A 16,611-nucleotide genomic window follows, 5' to 3' on the forward strand; every position below is an offset into this window, starting at 1 on the left:
GATCTCTATACTGTCCGGCAGACAACGCTGCTGAGGCAGGGTAATTAAACCGTATCGCGCTAAGCGTGGAGGATAGAATGCGACATCCGTTAGTAATGGGTAACTGGAAACTGAACGGCAGCAAACACATGGTCAACGAGCTGATTGCCGGTCTGCGTAATGAGCTGAGCGCCGTCGATGGCTGCGGCGTAGCCATTGCCCCTCCAACGATTTATCTGGATCTGGCGAAGCACGCCAGCTCGGGTAGCCATATCGTGCTTGGCGCGCAGAACGTGGACGTTAACCTGTCTGGCGCGTTCACCGGCGAAGTATCCGCCGAGATGCTGAAAGACGTAGGCGCGAAATACATCATTATCGGCCACTCCGAGCGTCGCACTTATCATAAAGAGAGCGACGAGCTGATTGCCAAAAAATTCGCGGTGCTGAAAACGGCCGGTCTGATCCCGGTACTGTGCATTGGCGAAACCGAAGCGGAAAACGAAGCGGGTAAAACCGAAGAAGTTTGCGCACGCCAGATTGACGCCGTGCTGGAAACCCAGGGCGCTGACGCGTTCAACGGCGTGGTCATTGCCTATGAGCCAGTCTGGGCTATCGGCACCGGCAAATCCGCTACCCCTGCACAGGCCCAGGCCGTGCATAAATTTATCCGTGACCATATCGCCAAAAAAGATGCCGCTGTCGCAGAACAGGTCATTATCCAGTACGGCGGTTCCGTTAACGATAAGAATGCGGCCGAGCTGTTTGCCCAGCCGGATATCGACGGCGCGCTGGTTGGCGGCGCATCGCTGAAAGCGGATGCTTTCGCGGTAATCGTTAAGGCTGCCGCAGCGGCTAAAAAAGCCTGACGCTGCCGATAAAGCACAGTGCCTGTTCCGTCCGGCAGCATGCCGGACGTATCAATCTGTGACGCCTGTTCCGCCCGTGCGGAGCAGGCATTTTTTTGCCCGGCCTGCGCGGAGGTTTTTTAAATCGGCCTGTCCGCACGGAGATATCCACCCTCATTTTACCCGCCACGCGGCTGAATCGTCCGCCGGTCTTTCCCACTTAACAATCAGTTAACATTTAATAACAACTAAATTCTCTGCGATCTTCCCTGCTCACGCCTGCTTTTCAGGCTTTACCTGCCTGCTTTTTGCACAACCCCATCCGAAGAAAACCAAATTATCCTTATGAAAATTAATAATAAATAACCGCTAACTCTCTTTGCCGTTTCGCTGAAGCAGCCTCTGGTATTACTTCCTCTAATTTTGTTTGATTATTCATTCTCATTTTTAATCTTTAAACAATTTTTTAATTGCTACGTAACAATGGTATATTTCCACAACGCTTAACGCGCGTTAATCATCCGTTTTTGTGATGGAAGCGCACTGTACTCAGCGAAGCGGCTACCACGGTCCGAAAGAGATCGCCGCCGTTTCACCTGCTCACCATGTTGATTTATCAACATACGGAGAAGTCGCCTCATGCCAAAATTAGCAGGACTTCTGGCCGCTATGGGCTCTGCGAAAGCCGCTACGGCAGATGAAGAAAAAGATGTATTACTGATCGGCGGAGGCGCGATGAGCGCTACGCTTGGCACCTGGTTGCAGGCTCTGGAACCCGAGTGGCGCATCAGTATGATCGAACGCCTGGACAGCGTGGCTGAAGAAAGCTCCAACGGCTGGAACAACGCCGGTACCGGGCATGCCGCGCTGGCCGAAATGAACTATACGCCGCAGAAAGAAGACGGCTCGGTCGATATCAAAAAAGCCGTCGAGATCAACGAAGCGTTTCAGATCTCGCGCCAGTTCTGGTCCCATCTGGTCCAGAAAGGCGTCCTGCGCAATCCACGCAGCTTTATCAACACCGTTCCCCATATGAGCTTTGTCTGGGGCGACGACAACGTGGCGTTCCTGAAGAAACGCTTTACGGCGCTGCAGAAAAGCTCGCTGTTCCGCGGTATGGAGTATTCAGAAGACCCGGAGCAAATCAGGGCGTGGGCACCGCTGCTGATGGAAGGACGTGACGACAAAGATCGCGTTGCCGCCACGCGCATCACCACCGGCACCGACGTGAACTTCGGCGAAATCACGCGCCAGATGGTGGCATCGCTACAGAAAAACCAGCATTTTTCGCTGGAAACCGCCCATGAGGTTCGCGGCTTTAAGCGCAACGGCGACGGCAGCTGGAACGTGACCGTGGCCGATTTGAAAAACAACGGCCGCCGGAAAACCATCCGCGCGAAATATATCTTTATCGGCGCGGGCGGCGCGGCGCTGACGCTGCTCCAGCAGACCGGTATTCCAGAAGCCAGAGAATATGCGGGCTTCCCGGTCGGCGGCGAGTTCCTGGTAAGCGAAAACCCGGAGATCGTGAAGCGCCATCTGGCCAAAGTGTACGGCAAAGCTTCCGTTGGCGCGCCGCCGATGTCCGTGCCGCATCTGGATACGCGGATGCTGGATGGCAAGCAGGTGCTGCTGTTCGGGCCGTTTGCCACCTTCTCGACGAAGTTCCTGAAGCAAGGCTCGCTGTGGGATATGTTCGGCTCCATGACCTCGTCGAACTTTAAGCCAATGGTGCACGTCGGGCTGGATAACTTTAACCTGGTGAAATACCTGATTGGCCAGGTCATGCTGACCGATGACGATCGCTGCCAGGCGCTGCGGGATTATTTCCCGGAGGCGAGAAAAGAGGACTGGCGTCGCGTTAAGGCGGGCCAGCGCGTACAGATTATCAAGAAAGACGCACAGAAAGGCGGCGTGCTGAAGCTGGGCACGGAGGTCGTCACGTCGCAGGACGGCACCATCTCCGCGCTGCTGGGCGCCTCGCCGGGTGCTTCCACGGCCGCGCCTATTATGATCGATCTGATGAGCAAAGTGTTCGCTGAGCAGATGGCGACGTCGGCATGGCAGGCGAAGCTGAAAGCGATTGTGCCCTCTTACGGCCAGAAGCTGAACGGCAACGTGGCGGCAACCGAGCACCAGCTGGCGGAAACCAGCCGCGTTTTGCAGCTCGACTACACGCCGTTTACCGCGGCCAATGACGAAGCGGCGGTGGCCGCAGCCGTAATCGGTAAATAGTAAAGCCTGAAGGCGGGATCTCCCGCCTTTTTTACGCGCGCATTTTGCCGCTTCCTGCACAACTCCCCCAGGCGTCTATGCTTTTAGCTGACTCATTTAAAAGGAGCAGCTGATGGACACCTCTTCACCCCATTCCGCTACCGAGACTGAATTAGCGCTGCTTGACCGTTACTGGCGCGCCGCTAACTATCTTTCAGTCGGGCAGATTTACCTGATGGCTAATCCTCTGCTGCGCGAGCCGCTGCAGCCTGAACATATCAAGCCTCGTCTGCTGGGGCACTGGGGAACCACGCCGGGCCTGAACTTTATCTATGCGCACCTGAACCGCATTATTCGCCAGCGCGATCTCAACCTGCTTTATATCTGCGGCCCCGGCCACGGCGGGCCAGGCATGGTCGCCAATACCTGGCTGGAAGGCACCTACAGCGAAATCTACCCAAAAGTCAGCGCGGACGCGCAGGGCATGCAGCATCTTTTCCGCCAGTTTTCGTTTCCCGGCGGCATTCCCAGCCACGCGGCGCCGGAAACGCCCGGCTCCATCCATGAAGGCGGCGAGCTGGGCTATTCGCTGGTGCACGCCTTTGGCGCGGCTTTCGATCATCCGGATCTTATCGTGCCCTGCGTGATCGGCGATGGCGAAGCGGAAACCGGCCCGCTGGCGGCCAGCTGGCACGGCACTAAGTTTTTAAACGCCGCGCGGGACGGCGCCGTGCTGCCGATCCTGCATCTGAACGGCTACAAAATTGCCAATCCTACGCTGCTTGGCCGCAGCAGCGATGAAGATCTGCGGCAGCTGTTCGCTGGTTACGGCTATGAACCGCTGTTTGTCAGCGGCGACGACCCGCAAAAAATGCACCGTCTGATGGCCGACACGCTGGATCGTGCTTTCGATCGCATCCGTTACTTCCAGCAGCAGGCGCGTCAGGGCCACACCAGCGACAGCGTACCGGCATGGCCGATGATTATTCTGCGCAGCCCGAAAGGCTGGACCGGCCCAAAAACGGTGGACGGCAAAAAGGTGGAAGGATTCTGGCGCGCGCATCAGGTGCCGGTTTCCGAATGTCGGGAAAACGACGAGCACCGCCAGCTGTTACAAAACTGGCTGCAAAGCTACCGGCCTGACGATCTGTTTGATGAACAAGGCAGGCTTAAACCCGAATTGCAGGCGCTGGCGCCACAGGGCGAAAAGCGCATGGGCGCGACGCCTTACGCCAACGGCGGCCGGCTGCGCAAACCGTTAAAAACGCGGGATATTCGGGAATTTGCGGTAAAAATCGATAAGCCTGGCGACACGCAGGAGCAGTCTACCGCCGTGCTGGCGAGCTATCTGAGCGCTATCTTCCGCGATAACCCTGATAACTTCCGTCTGTTCGGCCCGGACGAAACCGCCTCTAACCGGCTTAGCAAGGTTTTTGACGTCACTAATCGTACCTGGATGGAGGAGATCCGCGATTACGACGAGCAGCTGGCGCCGGATGGGCGGGTAATGGAAATCCTCAGCGAGCATCAGTGTCAGGGCTGGCTGGAAGGCTATCTGTTAACCGGTCGCCACGGCCTGTTCAACTGCTACGAAGCCTTTATTCATATTATCGATTCGATGTTCAACCAGCACGCCAAGTGGCTGAAGGTTTCCCGCAAGCTGCCGTGGCGCGAGCCGATCGCCTCGCTTAACTATCTGCTTTCCTCGCACGTCTGGCGACAGGATCACAATGGCTACAGCCATCAGGATCCCGGTTTTATCGATCACGTTATCAACAAGAAAGCCGATATTGTCCGCGTTTATCTGCCGCCGGATGCCAATACTCTGCTGTGGGTCGGCGATCACTGCCTGAAAACCTGGGACCGCATTAACGTGATCATCGCCGGCAAGCAGCCGGAGCCGCAGTGGCTGAGCATGGATGAGGCTATCGCGCACTGTGAGAAAGGCATGGGCATCTGGCCTTGGGCAGGCAACGAGAAGCCAGGCAAACAGCCGGACGTGGTAATGGCCTGCGCGGGCGACGTGCCGACGATGGAAACGCTGGCGGCCGTCGATCTGTTGCGGCAATATCTGCCCGATCTGTCGGTTCGCGTCGTTAACGTGGTGGATTTAATGGCTTTGCAAACCCGCGACCAGCATCCGCACGGGCTGGAAGAGCAGGATTTCGATGCGATCTTTACGCGCGACAGGCCGGTGGTGTTCGCTTTCCACGGCTATCCGGCGCTGATCCATCGCCTGGCCTACCAGCGCAATAATCATCCGAATTTCCACGTCAGAGGCTTTAACGAAGAAGGCACCACCACCACGCCTTTCGATATGACGGTGCTGAACGAGCTGGATCGTTACCATCTGGCGCAGGAAGCGATCCTGCGCGTGCCCGGTCTGCAGGAGAAAGCCGCCGACGTGCTGGACAAGCTTCAGGAGAAGCTGGCGGCTCATCACGCCTGGGTGCGTGAATACGGCGAGGATATCCCGGAAGTACGGGACTGGAAGTGGCCGTCGCAGCAAGGCGGCGGCGAAGTCGGCGACTAAAACAGAAGGCGGCTTTCGGGCCGCCCTTTTTTATGGCTTTAACACCTCTGCCAGCATCCAGCCGATGGTGGCCACCAGCGACAGCGCCATCACGCTGTTAAAGGCCCGCAGCTTCCACGCCACCTGCAAATGTCTGCCCAACCTGTCGCCCATCATCGCCCAGACCAAAATGCAGGGCAGATTCAGCACGGCGAAACCGCTCATGATCGGCAGGATGCCGCTGCTGGCGGAATAGATCAACGCTACGTTGGTGGCCATCAGCCAGGCCTTTGGATTGACCACCTGAAACAGCGCGCTGCCCAGCAGCGTCAGCGGCCTCGCTTTTTCCCGCAGTTCCGGCGCGCCCGCGCGGAAAATCTTCCATGACAGCCACAACAGATAGGCACAGCCCAGCAGTGTTAAAGGCAGGCGAATGGCGCTCATCCACAGCAGCAGGCTGTCCAGCAGCAGCGCGGCGATCGCTATCTGCAAGGCGCAGCCCAGCGTGATGCCGAACATCATCGGCACGGTGCGGCGCATCCCGAAATTAACGCCGGAAGTGGCAAGCATCAGATTGTTCGGCCCAGGCGTGATCGACATAACGGTAACGTAGCTGAAAAAAGAGGGATCGAGCATGGCCGCTCTCCTGCAAGTGAATGAGAAGAACATGGTAAGGCGTCTGCGATGATGGTAACAGATTCAGAAATCCACTATTGTTATGAGCACAATCCTTGTTATCGATTAACTGTACCCATTAGCCGGAGACGTGACTGTGTCCATTATCGATCCGCAAGAGCAGACGCTATATCACCAGCTGGCCGAAACGCTGGCGGAAGCTATTCACAACGGCACCTGGCTGCCGGGTAGCCGCCTTCCCGCCGTGCGCCGCTGCGCCGCTATCCATCAGGTCAGCGTTAACACCGTGCTGACGGCCTATCGGCTACTGGAAGATCGCGGACTGATCGAAGCGCGTCCCCAGTCCGGCTACTATGTCCGGGGCGTGCTGCCTTCGTTAAGAGCGCGCAACGGCCACCAGTCACAGGTGCGCACGCCCGGCAGCGAGAAGCTCGATTTGATCGATACCGTCTTTGCGGCGCAAAACCATCCGGACTATATCAACCTTTCGCTGGCCTGCCCGCAAAACAGCGATTTCTTTCCGACGGCGAAAATCAGCCGCATTATGGCTTCGCTGCTGCGGCGCGAACCTGGGCTGATCGGCCGCTACGCGCTGCCGCCGGGAAGCCAGCGTCTGCGTCGTGAAATCGCCCGGCGCGTAGCGGATTTGGGCATGATACTCACCGCCGAAGATATTACGCTGACGCACGGCTGTATGGAGGCGCTACAGCTGGCTCTGCGCGCCGTCACCAAGCCCGGCGACTGCATCGGGCTGGAAACGCCCACCTATTTCTACCTCTTCCCTCTGGTGGCGAGCCTGGGCCTGAAGGTGCTGGAGCTGCCTACCGATCCGCAGCACGGTCTGTCGCTGGACGCGCTGGAGCTGGTGCTGCGTGAGCAGCGCATTCAGGCGCTGGTAGCCATGCCGACGGTACAAAATCCGCTGGGCTGCACCATGCGGCTGGAGGATAAAAAGCGGCTGGCGAAGCTGGTTAACCATTATCAGGTGCCGCTGATCGAGGATGGGCTTTATGACGAGCTGCAATTCTGCTGGCCGCTGTCGCCAGCGGTAAAGGCTTTCGATACGGATGGCTGGGTGCTGCACTGTGCCAGCTTCACTAAAACGGTGGCGCCCGATTTTCACGTTGGCTGGATAGCGGCGGGACGTTTTTCCCAGGCGCTGGCGCGGCTTAAGTCGGTTTCTTCCCTGACGGAATCAAAATTGCTGAGCGAAACGCTTGGGCTGTTTCTGGAATCCGGCGGCTACGATCGTCATCTTCGCACCATGCGTCGCCGCTATGCCACGTTAATGGATGAGGCGCGCGGCCTGATCGCCCGGCATTTCCCGCAGGGCACCAGAGCGACGCTGCCCAGCGGCGGCTTTATCTTTTGGGTCGAGCTGCCGGGCCAGATCGACTGCATCGATCTGTTCCACCGCCTGCTGCAGGAGAAAATCTGCCTGACGCCGGGCGCGCTCTATACGCTGAGCGACCGCTGCAACAGCGCGATCCGGCTGACCTGCTGCTACCACTTTGACGAACGCTATACCTGGGCACTGAAGCGCACCGGCGAGCTGGCCTGCGAGATGAGCGGCATCCCGCCCGGCATAGCCTGAGCCGTTACGGCATCCCGTTGCGTCCCCAGTGTGCGTAGCCCTTACGCTTCGTCAGGCGCTCGTAGTAGGCGCGCACCGCCGCCAGCTCGGGATGCTCCATCGGCGTTTCATACCAGCGGTTCACCGACAGCCCAATCGGGATATCGGCCAGCGAGAACGCGTCGCCCGCGACAAAAGCGCCGGTTTTTTCCAGCTGCTGATTAAGAATAGCCATTGTGTAGTTCCAGCCTTTACAGGCGGCGGCCAGCAGGCGCGGATCCTGATGGGCGGGGGAATGCCGCACCAGCGACATAAACGCATAGCGCCAGGAAGTATTCAGTTCGGTGGCCTGCCAGTCAATCCACTGATCGACCCGTCCACGCGCGCGCGGTTCCTGTGGGTAGAGCCAGCCGCCTTCATAAGCGTTCGCCAGATAGCGAATGATGGCGTTGGACTCCCATAATATAAAATCGCCTTCCTGAATAACCGGCATTAATGCGTTGGGATTAAGCGCCCTGAATTCGGCCTCCTGAGGCGATCTGGCGCCTTCGCCCCACTCTTCGCGTGCAGAGGCGATACCCAGTTCCTCACAGGCCCACAGGACTTTACGGACGTTGATAGACGATGCACGCCCCAGTATTTTCAGCATATTTCCGTCACTTTTTTGTTCGGGTTTAGGCTACCTGTTACAGCGTGAACTGATAACGGCGCTCCTTAACCTGAAAATAGCACCTCTTCAGCACCCCGACCGGGAAAATTCCTGATATTGTCAAAGAAAATTAATGGAAAGGAGAGACAGATGACGCAGCTACGCGCTTTTAAACAGGTTGATGTTTTTACCTCTTCGCCTTTAAACGGCAACCCGCTGGCGGTGATCATGGCGGCCGAGGATCTCAGCACAGAGCAGATGCAGGCCGTGGCCCGCTGGACGCATTTATCGGAAACCACCTTTGTTCTGCCGGCAACCAACGAGGCCGCCGATTACCGGGTGCGTATCTTTACGCCGGACGGCGAACTGCCGTTCGCTGGCCACCCAACGCTCGGTACGGCCCATGCGCTGCTGGAATCCGGTATTAGCCTGAAGAAGCCGGGCCAGATTGTGCAGCAGTGCGAGCTGGGGCTGGTAAAGGTTAAGATTGCCGACGACGGCGCGCTGGCTTTTGCCGCCCCGGAGGCGACGCTGACGGAATTTAACGAGGCGCCGCTGGGCAGCGCGTTAAACACCGATGCGATAGAAACCCGTCTGCCGGTAATGATTGCGGATATGGGCATTCGTTTTCTGCTGGTACCAATGGTTTCCGCCGAAGCGGTGCTGGCGATCAAACCCAACGTTACGGAATTTGAACGGCTGCTGAAAAAAGCCCGCGTGACCGGCGTGATGCCGTTTGGCCCTTTGCAGGGCGCAGCGGAACAGTATGAGGTGCGCGGCCTGCTGATGGAGCACGGCTCGCTGTGCGAAGATCCCGTGACCGGCAGCGCCAACGCCTGTCTCGCCCGCTACCTGCAGGCGCAGGGCGTGGAGCTGGATTACCGCGTGCGTCAGGGCACGGCTTTACAGCGCGCCGGTCGCCTGAGCGTCAGCTGGGCGTCGGGCACAGCCTGGATTGGCGGCCAGACGGTCACGGTCATAGACGGCACGATCCGTCTTTGAGGCTAAAGCCGGGAGGCGCGACGCTTCCCGGCCTGAAACGCCTCAGAGAAACATGCCGCCGGACGCCTCGATGCGCTGTCCGGTGATCCAGGCGCTTTCGTCACTGAACAACATGGCGATCGCCTTGCCGATATCGTCCGGCAGCCCCACGCGACCCAGCGCCGTGACGGAAGAGATAAACGCATTAATTTGCGGATTGTCGCGTACTCGCCCATCGCTGAAGTCCGTTGCGATAGCGCCGGGTGCCAGGATATTGACGCGAATGCCCCGCGCCGCCAGCTCTTTCGCCTGATAGCGCGTTAACACTTCCATCGCACCTTTTACCGCCGCATACGCTCCGGAGCCAGGCTGGCTGAAACGCGTCAGGCCGCTGGAGACATTAAGGATATGCCCACCGTCGGCTATCAGCGGCAGCAGCTGCTGCGTCAGAAAAAACGGCCCTTTAAAATGGACGTTAACCAAAGCCTCGAGCTGCGCTTCCGTGGTCGACGCAAAAGGCTCATGCAGCGCCGTGCCCGCGTTGTTTAATAAATAATCAAATCTGTCACGCTGCCAGATCGCTTTTAGCTGTTTTTGCACTTCGCTGACAAAGCCGGGAAAGGCCTGACTGTCGCCGACGTCCAGCTGTAGCGCGACGCCACGGGCGCCCAGCGCTTCAATTTCCTTAACGACCGCCTGCGCCTCCTGTTCTTTACTGCGCCAGGTAAAAATCACGTCAACGCCCTTTTCAGCCAGCTTCAGCGCACCGTTTCTGCCTAAACCCCGGCTGCCGCCGGTAATAACCGCAATTTTATGGCTCATTTCTCGCTCCGTAGGTTCCGCTGTGGATAAAAAACAGGATATTGCTCGCAAAGCGATCTATAAATGGTCCTGGCTACGCATCACTGTTTCGTTATAAGCAACAATGGGCGGATAAATGGATAAAATTCACGCAATGCAGGTTTTCGTCAGGGTCGCTGAACTTCAGAGCTTCACCCGCGCTGCCGACAGCATGGGATTGCCTAAAGGCAGCCTGTCGCGGCAGCTGCAATCGCTGGAAAACGCGATGGGCGTGCGGCTGCTGCACCGCACCACGCGGCGCGTCCAGCTGACGCAGGACGGCCTGATCTATTACGAACGCTGCCGCGACGTGCTGGCGACGCTGGATGAAATGGATTCGCTGTTCCAGCACGATCCCGCCACGCTAAGCGGCAAGCTGCGGGTGGATATGCCCATCAGCATGGCGTGCGACTATATCCTGCCGCTGCTGCCGGATTTTATGCAGCACTATCCCGGCATCGAACTGGAGCTGAGCAGCAGCGACAGACGCGTGGACGTGGTGCGGGAAGGCTTTGACTGCGTGGTGCGCGTCGGCGTGCTGGAAAGTTCCGGCCTGATCGCCAGGCCTTTGGGTAAGCTGACGCTGATTAACTGCGCCAGCCCTGACTATCTGGCGCGTTTTGGTACGCCGACCACGCCGGACGATCTCGTCTCGCACGCGATGGTGCACTACAGCCAGCAGATTGGCGTGCAGCCGACGGGCTTTGAATACTTTGACGGTAAAAATAGCCGCTATATTCAAACCGGTGGAACGGTAACCGTTAACAGCACGGAAACCTATCGCGCCGCCTGTCTGGCCGGCCTGGGCATTATTCAGGTGCCGGAACGCGGCGTAAAACAGGCGCTGACCGAGCGAAAGCTGGTCGAGATCCTGCCGCATTTTCGCGCCGAACCGATGCCCGTTTCGCTGATTTATCCCCATCGCCGCAACCTGACGCGTCGGGTTCAGGTCTTTATGGAATGGCTGACCCAGGCAATGAAAAACTACGTTGCCTGAGCGTCCGGCTATAATTTGTTTTACGCCATGCACTTGAAGGATATGAAGAAGGATCCATGAAGGAAAATAAACCCGAAGAGAAAAAAGCGGAAAAGCCGCTGATTAATATCAAAACCGGCAATCAAACCGTTGATAAGTCGATTACGCGCGTTTCCCGTCTGGTAAGCTGGTTTCAGGCTATTCCGGCGGTGGCGCATTTTATCCGCGCCGGGGAGCGCTTTACCGACCGCATGGGCAGCCAGTTTGGCGCGGCGATCACCTATTTTTCTTTTCTTTCGCTGATCCCCATTCTGATGGTGTCGTTTGCGGGTGTGGGTTTCGTACTCGCTTCCAATCAGGATCTGCTGACGGATTTGATCGACAGAATGGTTAACAGCATCAGCGATCCTACGCTGGCCACTACCCTGAAAAACAGCGTGAAAACGGCCGTCGAGCAGCGCACTACCGTGGGGATCACCGGCCTGCTGGTGGCGCTCTATTCCGGCATCAGCTGGATGGGCAACCTGCGCGAAGCCGTCCGCGCGCAGTCGCGCGACGTCTGGGAACGTAACCAGCAGGATAAAGAAAAGATTTACTTCAAATACACCCGCGATTTTATCTCGCTGATAGGCCTGGTGCTGGCGCTGTTTATTACCATCATGCTGACTTCGGTCGCTGGTGCGGCGCAGGACGCCATTGTGCGGGCGCTGGGGCTGGACGGTATCGAATGGCTGCGCCCGGCGATGACCACCATTGCCCTGACCATCTCTATCCTGGCGAACTATTTGCTGTTTCTGTGGATTTTCTGGCGCCTGCCGCGCCACCAGCCGCGTAAAAAGGCGCTGTTCCGCGGGACGCTGCTCGCCGCTATCGGCTTTGAGGTGATTAAAGCCATTATGACCATGACGTTGCCGAAGCTGGCTTCTTCACCTTCCGGCGCGGCGTTCGGCTCCGTGCTTGGCCTGATGGCTTTCTTCTACTTTTTCGCGCGTCTGACGCTGTTCTGCGCCGCCTGGATAGCCACGGCGGAATATGCGGATGATGAGCCGGAGCAGGCTAATACTCCGGTCTGATAACAATCAGGATGACGGCTGCAAAATAGCGCAGCTGTGATCCTGAAGCTCTTCCGCCGAACCCCGGTTCAGCAGCAGCAGATTGCGCTTAATCACCATCAGCGCCCGCCGCCCGCCCGGCATTGCCGCCACCGCGATACCGTATTTCCCCATCTCCTCACGCGCGCCCGGCAACTCGTTTGCAATGCGGACAAACGGACTGGTTTTTTTCAGTTCGTCACGGCTCACTATCCTGATCTGATACTCATGCTTACCCAACTGCGCCGACTGCCATTTCTCGCTTAGCGAGCTGTTCAGGCTGTCCAGCCGCCGCCGGATATCCGGACGCAGGCAGGAGATATGAATATGCAGCTGATTTTGCGTTCTGCCGCGCTGCGAGTTAATGCTTAACGCTACCGCGCTGTCGTCTACCGGCGAGCCGCGACGCTCTTCCATATAGTGACGCGCGTGCCAGGCCTCGGCAAAATAGTTAGGAGCAAAAGGATTAAGCAGCTCCGGACTTTCGATACCGCCAAGCTTTTTCACGGGCATTAACAGGAACTGTAGCGGCCCTTCCCGATCTTTCATCACCACGTAGCCGTTGCGCAAATCTACAATGCGGCAGGGCGCCGGATCGTTGTTTTGTTGCTGATTGGGTACGCACTGCTGGCTGACGATATTCCATAATGCATTGGCATTGTGTTTAAAACTGAGCGCCTTGCAGCCTGCAATAACAGCCACGGACGCCACGATGCCCATAATCAGGACACGCGTTCCTCCCTGCATGACAACAACCTCTGCGCGTTAAATTGCGCATAATGTAAACGAATCGTTGCTAAAGGTCATGCTAAATAATCAACACGCGTGACTATTTGGCGGAAGCTTTTTGGAATCAGCAGGATATAACGAAGAAAACAAAAGCCAGTCGGATGACTGGCTTCTGACTGATGACAAACTCACCCTCTGTCAGCATTCTGAAGATATTAACGCTGCATGGCTTTGTCGTAGGTGCCGCCATCCGCAAAATGCGTTTTCTGCGCTTTGGCCCAGCCGCCGAACTTAGGATCGTCGATGGTAAACAGCTTCACCGGCGCGAATTTGTCGGCATATTTTTTCGCCACTGCCGGATCGCGCGGACGATAATAGTTTTGCGCCGCGATATCCTGACCTTCCGGCGAATAAAGGTATTTCAGGTAGGCATCGGCCACTTTACGGGTATCGCGCTCGTCGACCACTTTATCCACAACGGATACCGTCGGCTCGGCCAGAATCGACTCGCTCGGCGTCACAATCTCAAACTGATCTTTGCCAAGCTTGTTGACGGCCAGGTAAGCTTCGTTTTCCCACGCGATCAGCACGTCGCCGATGCCGCGTTCAACAAAAGTATTGGTTGCGCCGCGTGCGCCGGAATCCTGTACTTCAACATTCTTAAACAGCGCCTTGATATAGGCCAGCGCCTTGTCGTTGTCGCCGTTGTTTTTGTCCAGCGCCCAGCCCCAGGCAGCCAGATAGTTCCAGCGCGCGCCGCCAGAGGTTTTTGGGTTTGGCGTGATCACGGAAACGCCAGGCTTCGTCAAATCCTGCCAGTCGTGGATCTGTTTTGGGTTGCCCTTGCGGACCAGGAACACAATGGTGGAAGTATAAGGGGCGGAGTTTTCCGGCAAACGCTTGATCCAGTTTTTGTCGATGCGTCCGCGCTCGGCAATAGCGTCCACGTCGGAAGCCAGCGCCAGCGTCACCACATCGGCGCGAATGCCGTTAATCACGGAGGTCGCCTGCTTGCCGGAGCCGCCATGCGACTGACGGATCACCACGTTATCGCCTGTTTCCTGCTTATAGTGCGCGCTGAAAGCTTTGTTGTACTGCTCGTAAAGCTCACGGGTAGGATCGTAAGAGACGTTTAACAGCTGGATATTTTTTGCCAGAACACTAGTTGAAGCCAGCAGCAGGGTTAATCCGATGCTCCACTTTTTCATTATGCGCGCTCCCAAAGGTTTTTTCTGGCAGAGAGCGTGACACAAAGTGACTGCTGACTTAAAGAATTAAAAGATAGCTGTAATAACTGAATGGAATATCACTTTGCATAATAAAGGCGCTGACGGGCAGCGCCTGAAAAGTCATTACGATTTAATAAAGACGTTTAGCCGTATCCAGCCAGTCGCCTTTAAATGGACGCTTCATATTCTCAATGGCGTCAATAATATCGTGATGCACCATCTTCTCATTCTGAATACCGACGCAGCGGCCGCCGTAGCCCTGAAGCAGCAGCTCGATAGAGTAGGCGCCCATCCGTGAAGCCAGAATGCGGTCATAGGCTACCGGCGCGCCGCCGCGCTGAATGTGGCCCAGCACCGTCGAGCGGGTTTCGCGTTTGGTTTCGGATTCGATATATTTCGCCAGCTCGTCGATATCGCAGATGTGCTCGGTAATCGCCACAATCGCGTGCTTTTTACCTTTAGCGATGCCCGCTTTAATCTCCTGCACCAGCTCTTCGCGGGTAAACGGAATTTCCGGCAGGACGATAAATTCGCAGCCGCCCGCGATCGCTGCCGCCAGCGTCAGATCGCCGCAGTAGCGGCCCATCACTTCGACAATAGAGATACGCTGATGGGAAGAAGAGGTATCACGCAGGCGGTCAATGGCCTCTACCACCGTTTCCAGCGCGGTAAAGTAGCCGATAGTGTAATCCGTACCGGCCACGTCGTTATCGATGGTGCCCGGCAGGCCGATGCAGGGAAAGCCCATCTCCGTCAGCCTTTTGGCGCCCATATAGGAGCCGTCGCCGCCAATGACCACCAGCGCATCAATCCCGCGCTTTTTCATATTCTCAATGGCCACGGCACGAACGGACTCTTCGCGGAACTCCGGGAAACGCGCTGACCCCAGGAAAGTACCGCCGCGGTTGATCATATCGGAAACGCTGTAGCGATCCAGATTTACCATGCGGTCTTCATATAATCCCAGGTAGCCGTCATAAATACCAAAAACTTCAAGATTTTCACTCAGCGCCGCACGAACGACACCCCGAATAGCTGCATTCATGCCAGGCGCGTCACCGCCGCTTGTCAGTACACCGATTTTTTTGATCATGACAACCTCTGAACTTGTTAATGCAAATTTTAAATTCTGAACGCCTTGGGGGATCGGCGTACGCGAGCGATCGACTAATGTTGGCAATAGTATATCAAAGCCTTTTAGCTGAATTGATTCAGGTCAGAGATCATTCTGCTATTTTTCCATCGCAAAATAACTCTTTCAGGCAATTTTCGGGTAACTCTTTTAACTCTCTGAAAATCATAGCCCATTCAGCTCCTTTTCAGGTACTACCGAGCAGGGATCCTGGTGAATAGTAATATCAGAACCGGGAAAAGCTTTCAGCAACGCTCGTTCAACTTCTTCCGCAATCAGGTGCGCCTGAAACAGCGTCAGATGGTCTTTTAGTTCCAGATGCAGCTGAATAAAACGCGTCGGGCCGGAAAGACGCGTGCGGATATCGTGTACGCCTTCCACACCGGGCCACTGGCCGGCAATGGTCGCAATTTCTGCCTTCTCTGACTCCGGCAGCGCCCTGTCCAACAGCAGCTGTACTGCTTCGTACCCCATCCGCAGCGCGTTATAGAGGATCCAGACGCCGATACCCAACGCAAACAGCGCATCGGCGCGTTTAAAGCCATACCAGCTCAATCCCAGCGCTATCAGGATGGCGCCGTTCATAATAACGTCAGATTGATAGTGAAGCATATCGGCGCGAATGGCGAGACTATGGGTTTTGCGCACCACCCAGCGCTGAAAAGCGACCAGAAGTAGCGTAGAAAAGAGCGCAATAAGCGTGACGATAACCCCAACCAACGGCGCACGCATCCCGGCAGGCGTCGACAGATGTTGTAATCCCGTCAGGAAGAGGAAAAGCGCGGAGCCGGAGATAAACATGCTTTGCGCGAGCGCGGCCAGCGATTCGGCCTTGCCGTGTCCGAAGGTATGTTCCTCATCGGCAGGTTGCAGAGAGTAGCGCACCACAAAGAGGTTAGTCAGCGAGGCAGCAATATCCACCAGAGAATCCACCAGCGCCGCCAGCAGGCTGACCGAGCCGGTATACCACCAGGCGAAAATCTTCACCAGAAGTAACAGAGAAGCCAGAGCCGTAGCCGCCAGAGCGGCAGAGTTAACCAGGCGCGCATAATGCTGTGCCATATCGCACTCCGTTCAGGACAGTGGCTTAAGTATACCGGATTTCGGGCAAAAAAAGCCCCGTTATCATGAGGGGAAAGACAGGGGTGGTGATCTAAATATCATCATAAATAAATGAAAAAAAAGGATTTGTTTCTAACAATGTCCACAGATTGACCACATCAAA

13 protein-coding genes and 1 pseudogene are annotated in these 16,611 nt (G+C 56.6%); 7 read left to right on the plus strand and 7 right to left on the minus strand.

The window, feature by feature from the left end; translation table 11 throughout:
• Positions 1-77: 77 nt before the first annotated feature.
• The 3 genes and pseudogenes from tpiA (at position 78) to QZH36_RS20085 (ending at position 5,571) form a co-directional block, all read left to right on the plus strand.
• On the plus strand, positions 78-845 hold the full coding sequence (gene tpiA / locus QZH36_RS20075; RefSeq protein ID WP_253457069.1) for a triose-phosphate isomerase: 768 nt from the start codon (positions 78-80) through the stop codon (positions 843-845).
• A 618-nt stretch (positions 846-1,463) separates the two neighbouring features.
• Positions 1,464-3,020 (plus strand): annotated as a pseudogene (mqo, locus tag QZH36_RS20080) (malate dehydrogenase (quinone)); the annotation flags it as partial.
• 151 nt (positions 3,021-3,171) lie between these two features.
• Positions 3,172-5,571, plus strand: a complete 2,400-nt coding sequence (locus tag QZH36_RS20085; protein ID WP_301730966.1) for a phosphoketolase family protein — start codon at positions 3,172-3,174, stop codon at positions 5,569-5,571.
• Between the two features lie 30 nt (positions 5,572-5,601).
• Here the strand turns inward: QZH36_RS20085 and QZH36_RS20090 are convergent, their stop codons facing one another.
• Positions 5,602-6,186 carry a LysE family translocator gene (locus QZH36_RS20090; RefSeq protein WP_301730967.1) on the minus strand — a complete coding sequence of 195 codons (585 nt, stop codon included), beginning with the start codon at positions 6,184-6,186 and terminating at the stop codon, positions 5,602-5,604.
• Between the two features lie 136 nt (positions 6,187-6,322).
• Here QZH36_RS20090 and QZH36_RS20095 point away from each other — a divergent pair, with 136 nt between their 5' ends.
• Complete coding sequence (locus QZH36_RS20095) at positions 6,323-7,780, plus strand: aminotransferase-like domain-containing protein (RefSeq protein ID WP_301730968.1); 1,458 nt, start codon at positions 6,323-6,325, stop codon at positions 7,778-7,780.
• 4 nt (positions 7,781-7,784) lie between these two features.
• Here the strand turns inward: QZH36_RS20095 and QZH36_RS20100 are convergent, their stop codons facing one another.
• On the minus strand, positions 7,785-8,408 hold the full coding sequence (locus QZH36_RS20100; protein ID WP_253457057.1) for a glutathione S-transferase family protein: 624 nt from the start codon (positions 8,406-8,408) through the stop codon (positions 7,785-7,787).
• 150 nt (positions 8,409-8,558) lie between these two features.
• Here QZH36_RS20100 and QZH36_RS20105 point away from each other — a divergent pair, with 150 nt between their 5' ends.
• Entirely contained in the window at positions 8,559-9,410 is an 852-nt protein-coding gene (locus tag QZH36_RS20105) for a PhzF family protein (RefSeq protein ID WP_301252475.1), read from the plus strand.
• 42 nt (positions 9,411-9,452) lie between these two features.
• Here the strand turns inward: QZH36_RS20105 and QZH36_RS20110 are convergent, their stop codons facing one another.
• Positions 9,453-10,211, minus strand: a complete 759-nt coding sequence (locus QZH36_RS20110) for an SDR family NAD(P)-dependent oxidoreductase (RefSeq protein WP_301730970.1) — start codon at positions 10,209-10,211, stop codon at positions 9,453-9,455.
• 115 nt (positions 10,212-10,326) lie between these two features.
• Between QZH36_RS20110 and QZH36_RS20115 the strand changes: the two genes are divergently transcribed.
• Positions 10,327-11,226 carry a LysR family transcriptional regulator gene (locus QZH36_RS20115; protein ID WP_301730971.1) on the plus strand — a complete coding sequence of 300 codons (900 nt, stop codon included), beginning with the start codon at positions 10,327-10,329 and terminating at the stop codon, positions 11,224-11,226.
• A gap of 56 nt (positions 11,227-11,282) precedes the next feature.
• The gene (gene yhjD, locus QZH36_RS20120) at positions 11,283-12,278 is read left to right on the plus strand and encodes an inner membrane protein YhjD (RefSeq protein ID WP_253457045.1); all 996 of its coding nucleotides are present in this window, start codon (positions 11,283-11,285) and stop codon (positions 12,276-12,278) included.
• 6 nt (positions 12,279-12,284) lie between these two features.
• Here yhjD and QZH36_RS20125 read toward each other — a convergent pair whose 3' ends face one another.
• The 4 genes from QZH36_RS20125 to fieF form a co-directional block, all read right to left on the minus strand.
• The gene (locus QZH36_RS20125) at positions 12,285-13,043 is read right to left on the minus strand and encodes a CDP-diacylglycerol diphosphatase (RefSeq protein ID WP_301730972.1); all 759 of its coding nucleotides are present in this window, start codon (positions 13,041-13,043) and stop codon (positions 12,285-12,287) included.
• Positions 13,044-13,240: 197 nt separating this feature from the next.
• Positions 13,241-14,233: a sulfate ABC transporter substrate-binding protein gene (locus QZH36_RS20130; RefSeq protein ID WP_301730973.1), complete on the minus strand. Its 993-nt coding sequence runs from the start codon at positions 14,231-14,233 to the stop codon at positions 13,241-13,243.
• 151 nt (positions 14,234-14,384) lie between these two features.
• Positions 14,385-15,347: a 6-phosphofructokinase gene (gene pfkA, locus QZH36_RS20135; RefSeq protein ID WP_125290594.1), complete on the minus strand. Its 963-nt coding sequence runs from the start codon at positions 15,345-15,347 to the stop codon at positions 14,385-14,387.
• Between the two features lie 204 nt (positions 15,348-15,551).
• On the minus strand, positions 15,552-16,448 hold the full coding sequence (gene fieF, locus QZH36_RS20140) for a CDF family cation-efflux transporter FieF (RefSeq protein WP_253457039.1): 897 nt from the start codon (positions 16,446-16,448) through the stop codon (positions 15,552-15,554).
• Positions 16,449-16,611 lie beyond the last annotated feature (163 nt).

The sequence above is a fragment of the Erwinia wuhanensis genome, from assembly GCF_030484085.1.
GTDB classification, from domain to species: Bacteria; Pseudomonadota; Gammaproteobacteria; order Enterobacterales; family Enterobacteriaceae; genus Erwinia; species Erwinia aeris.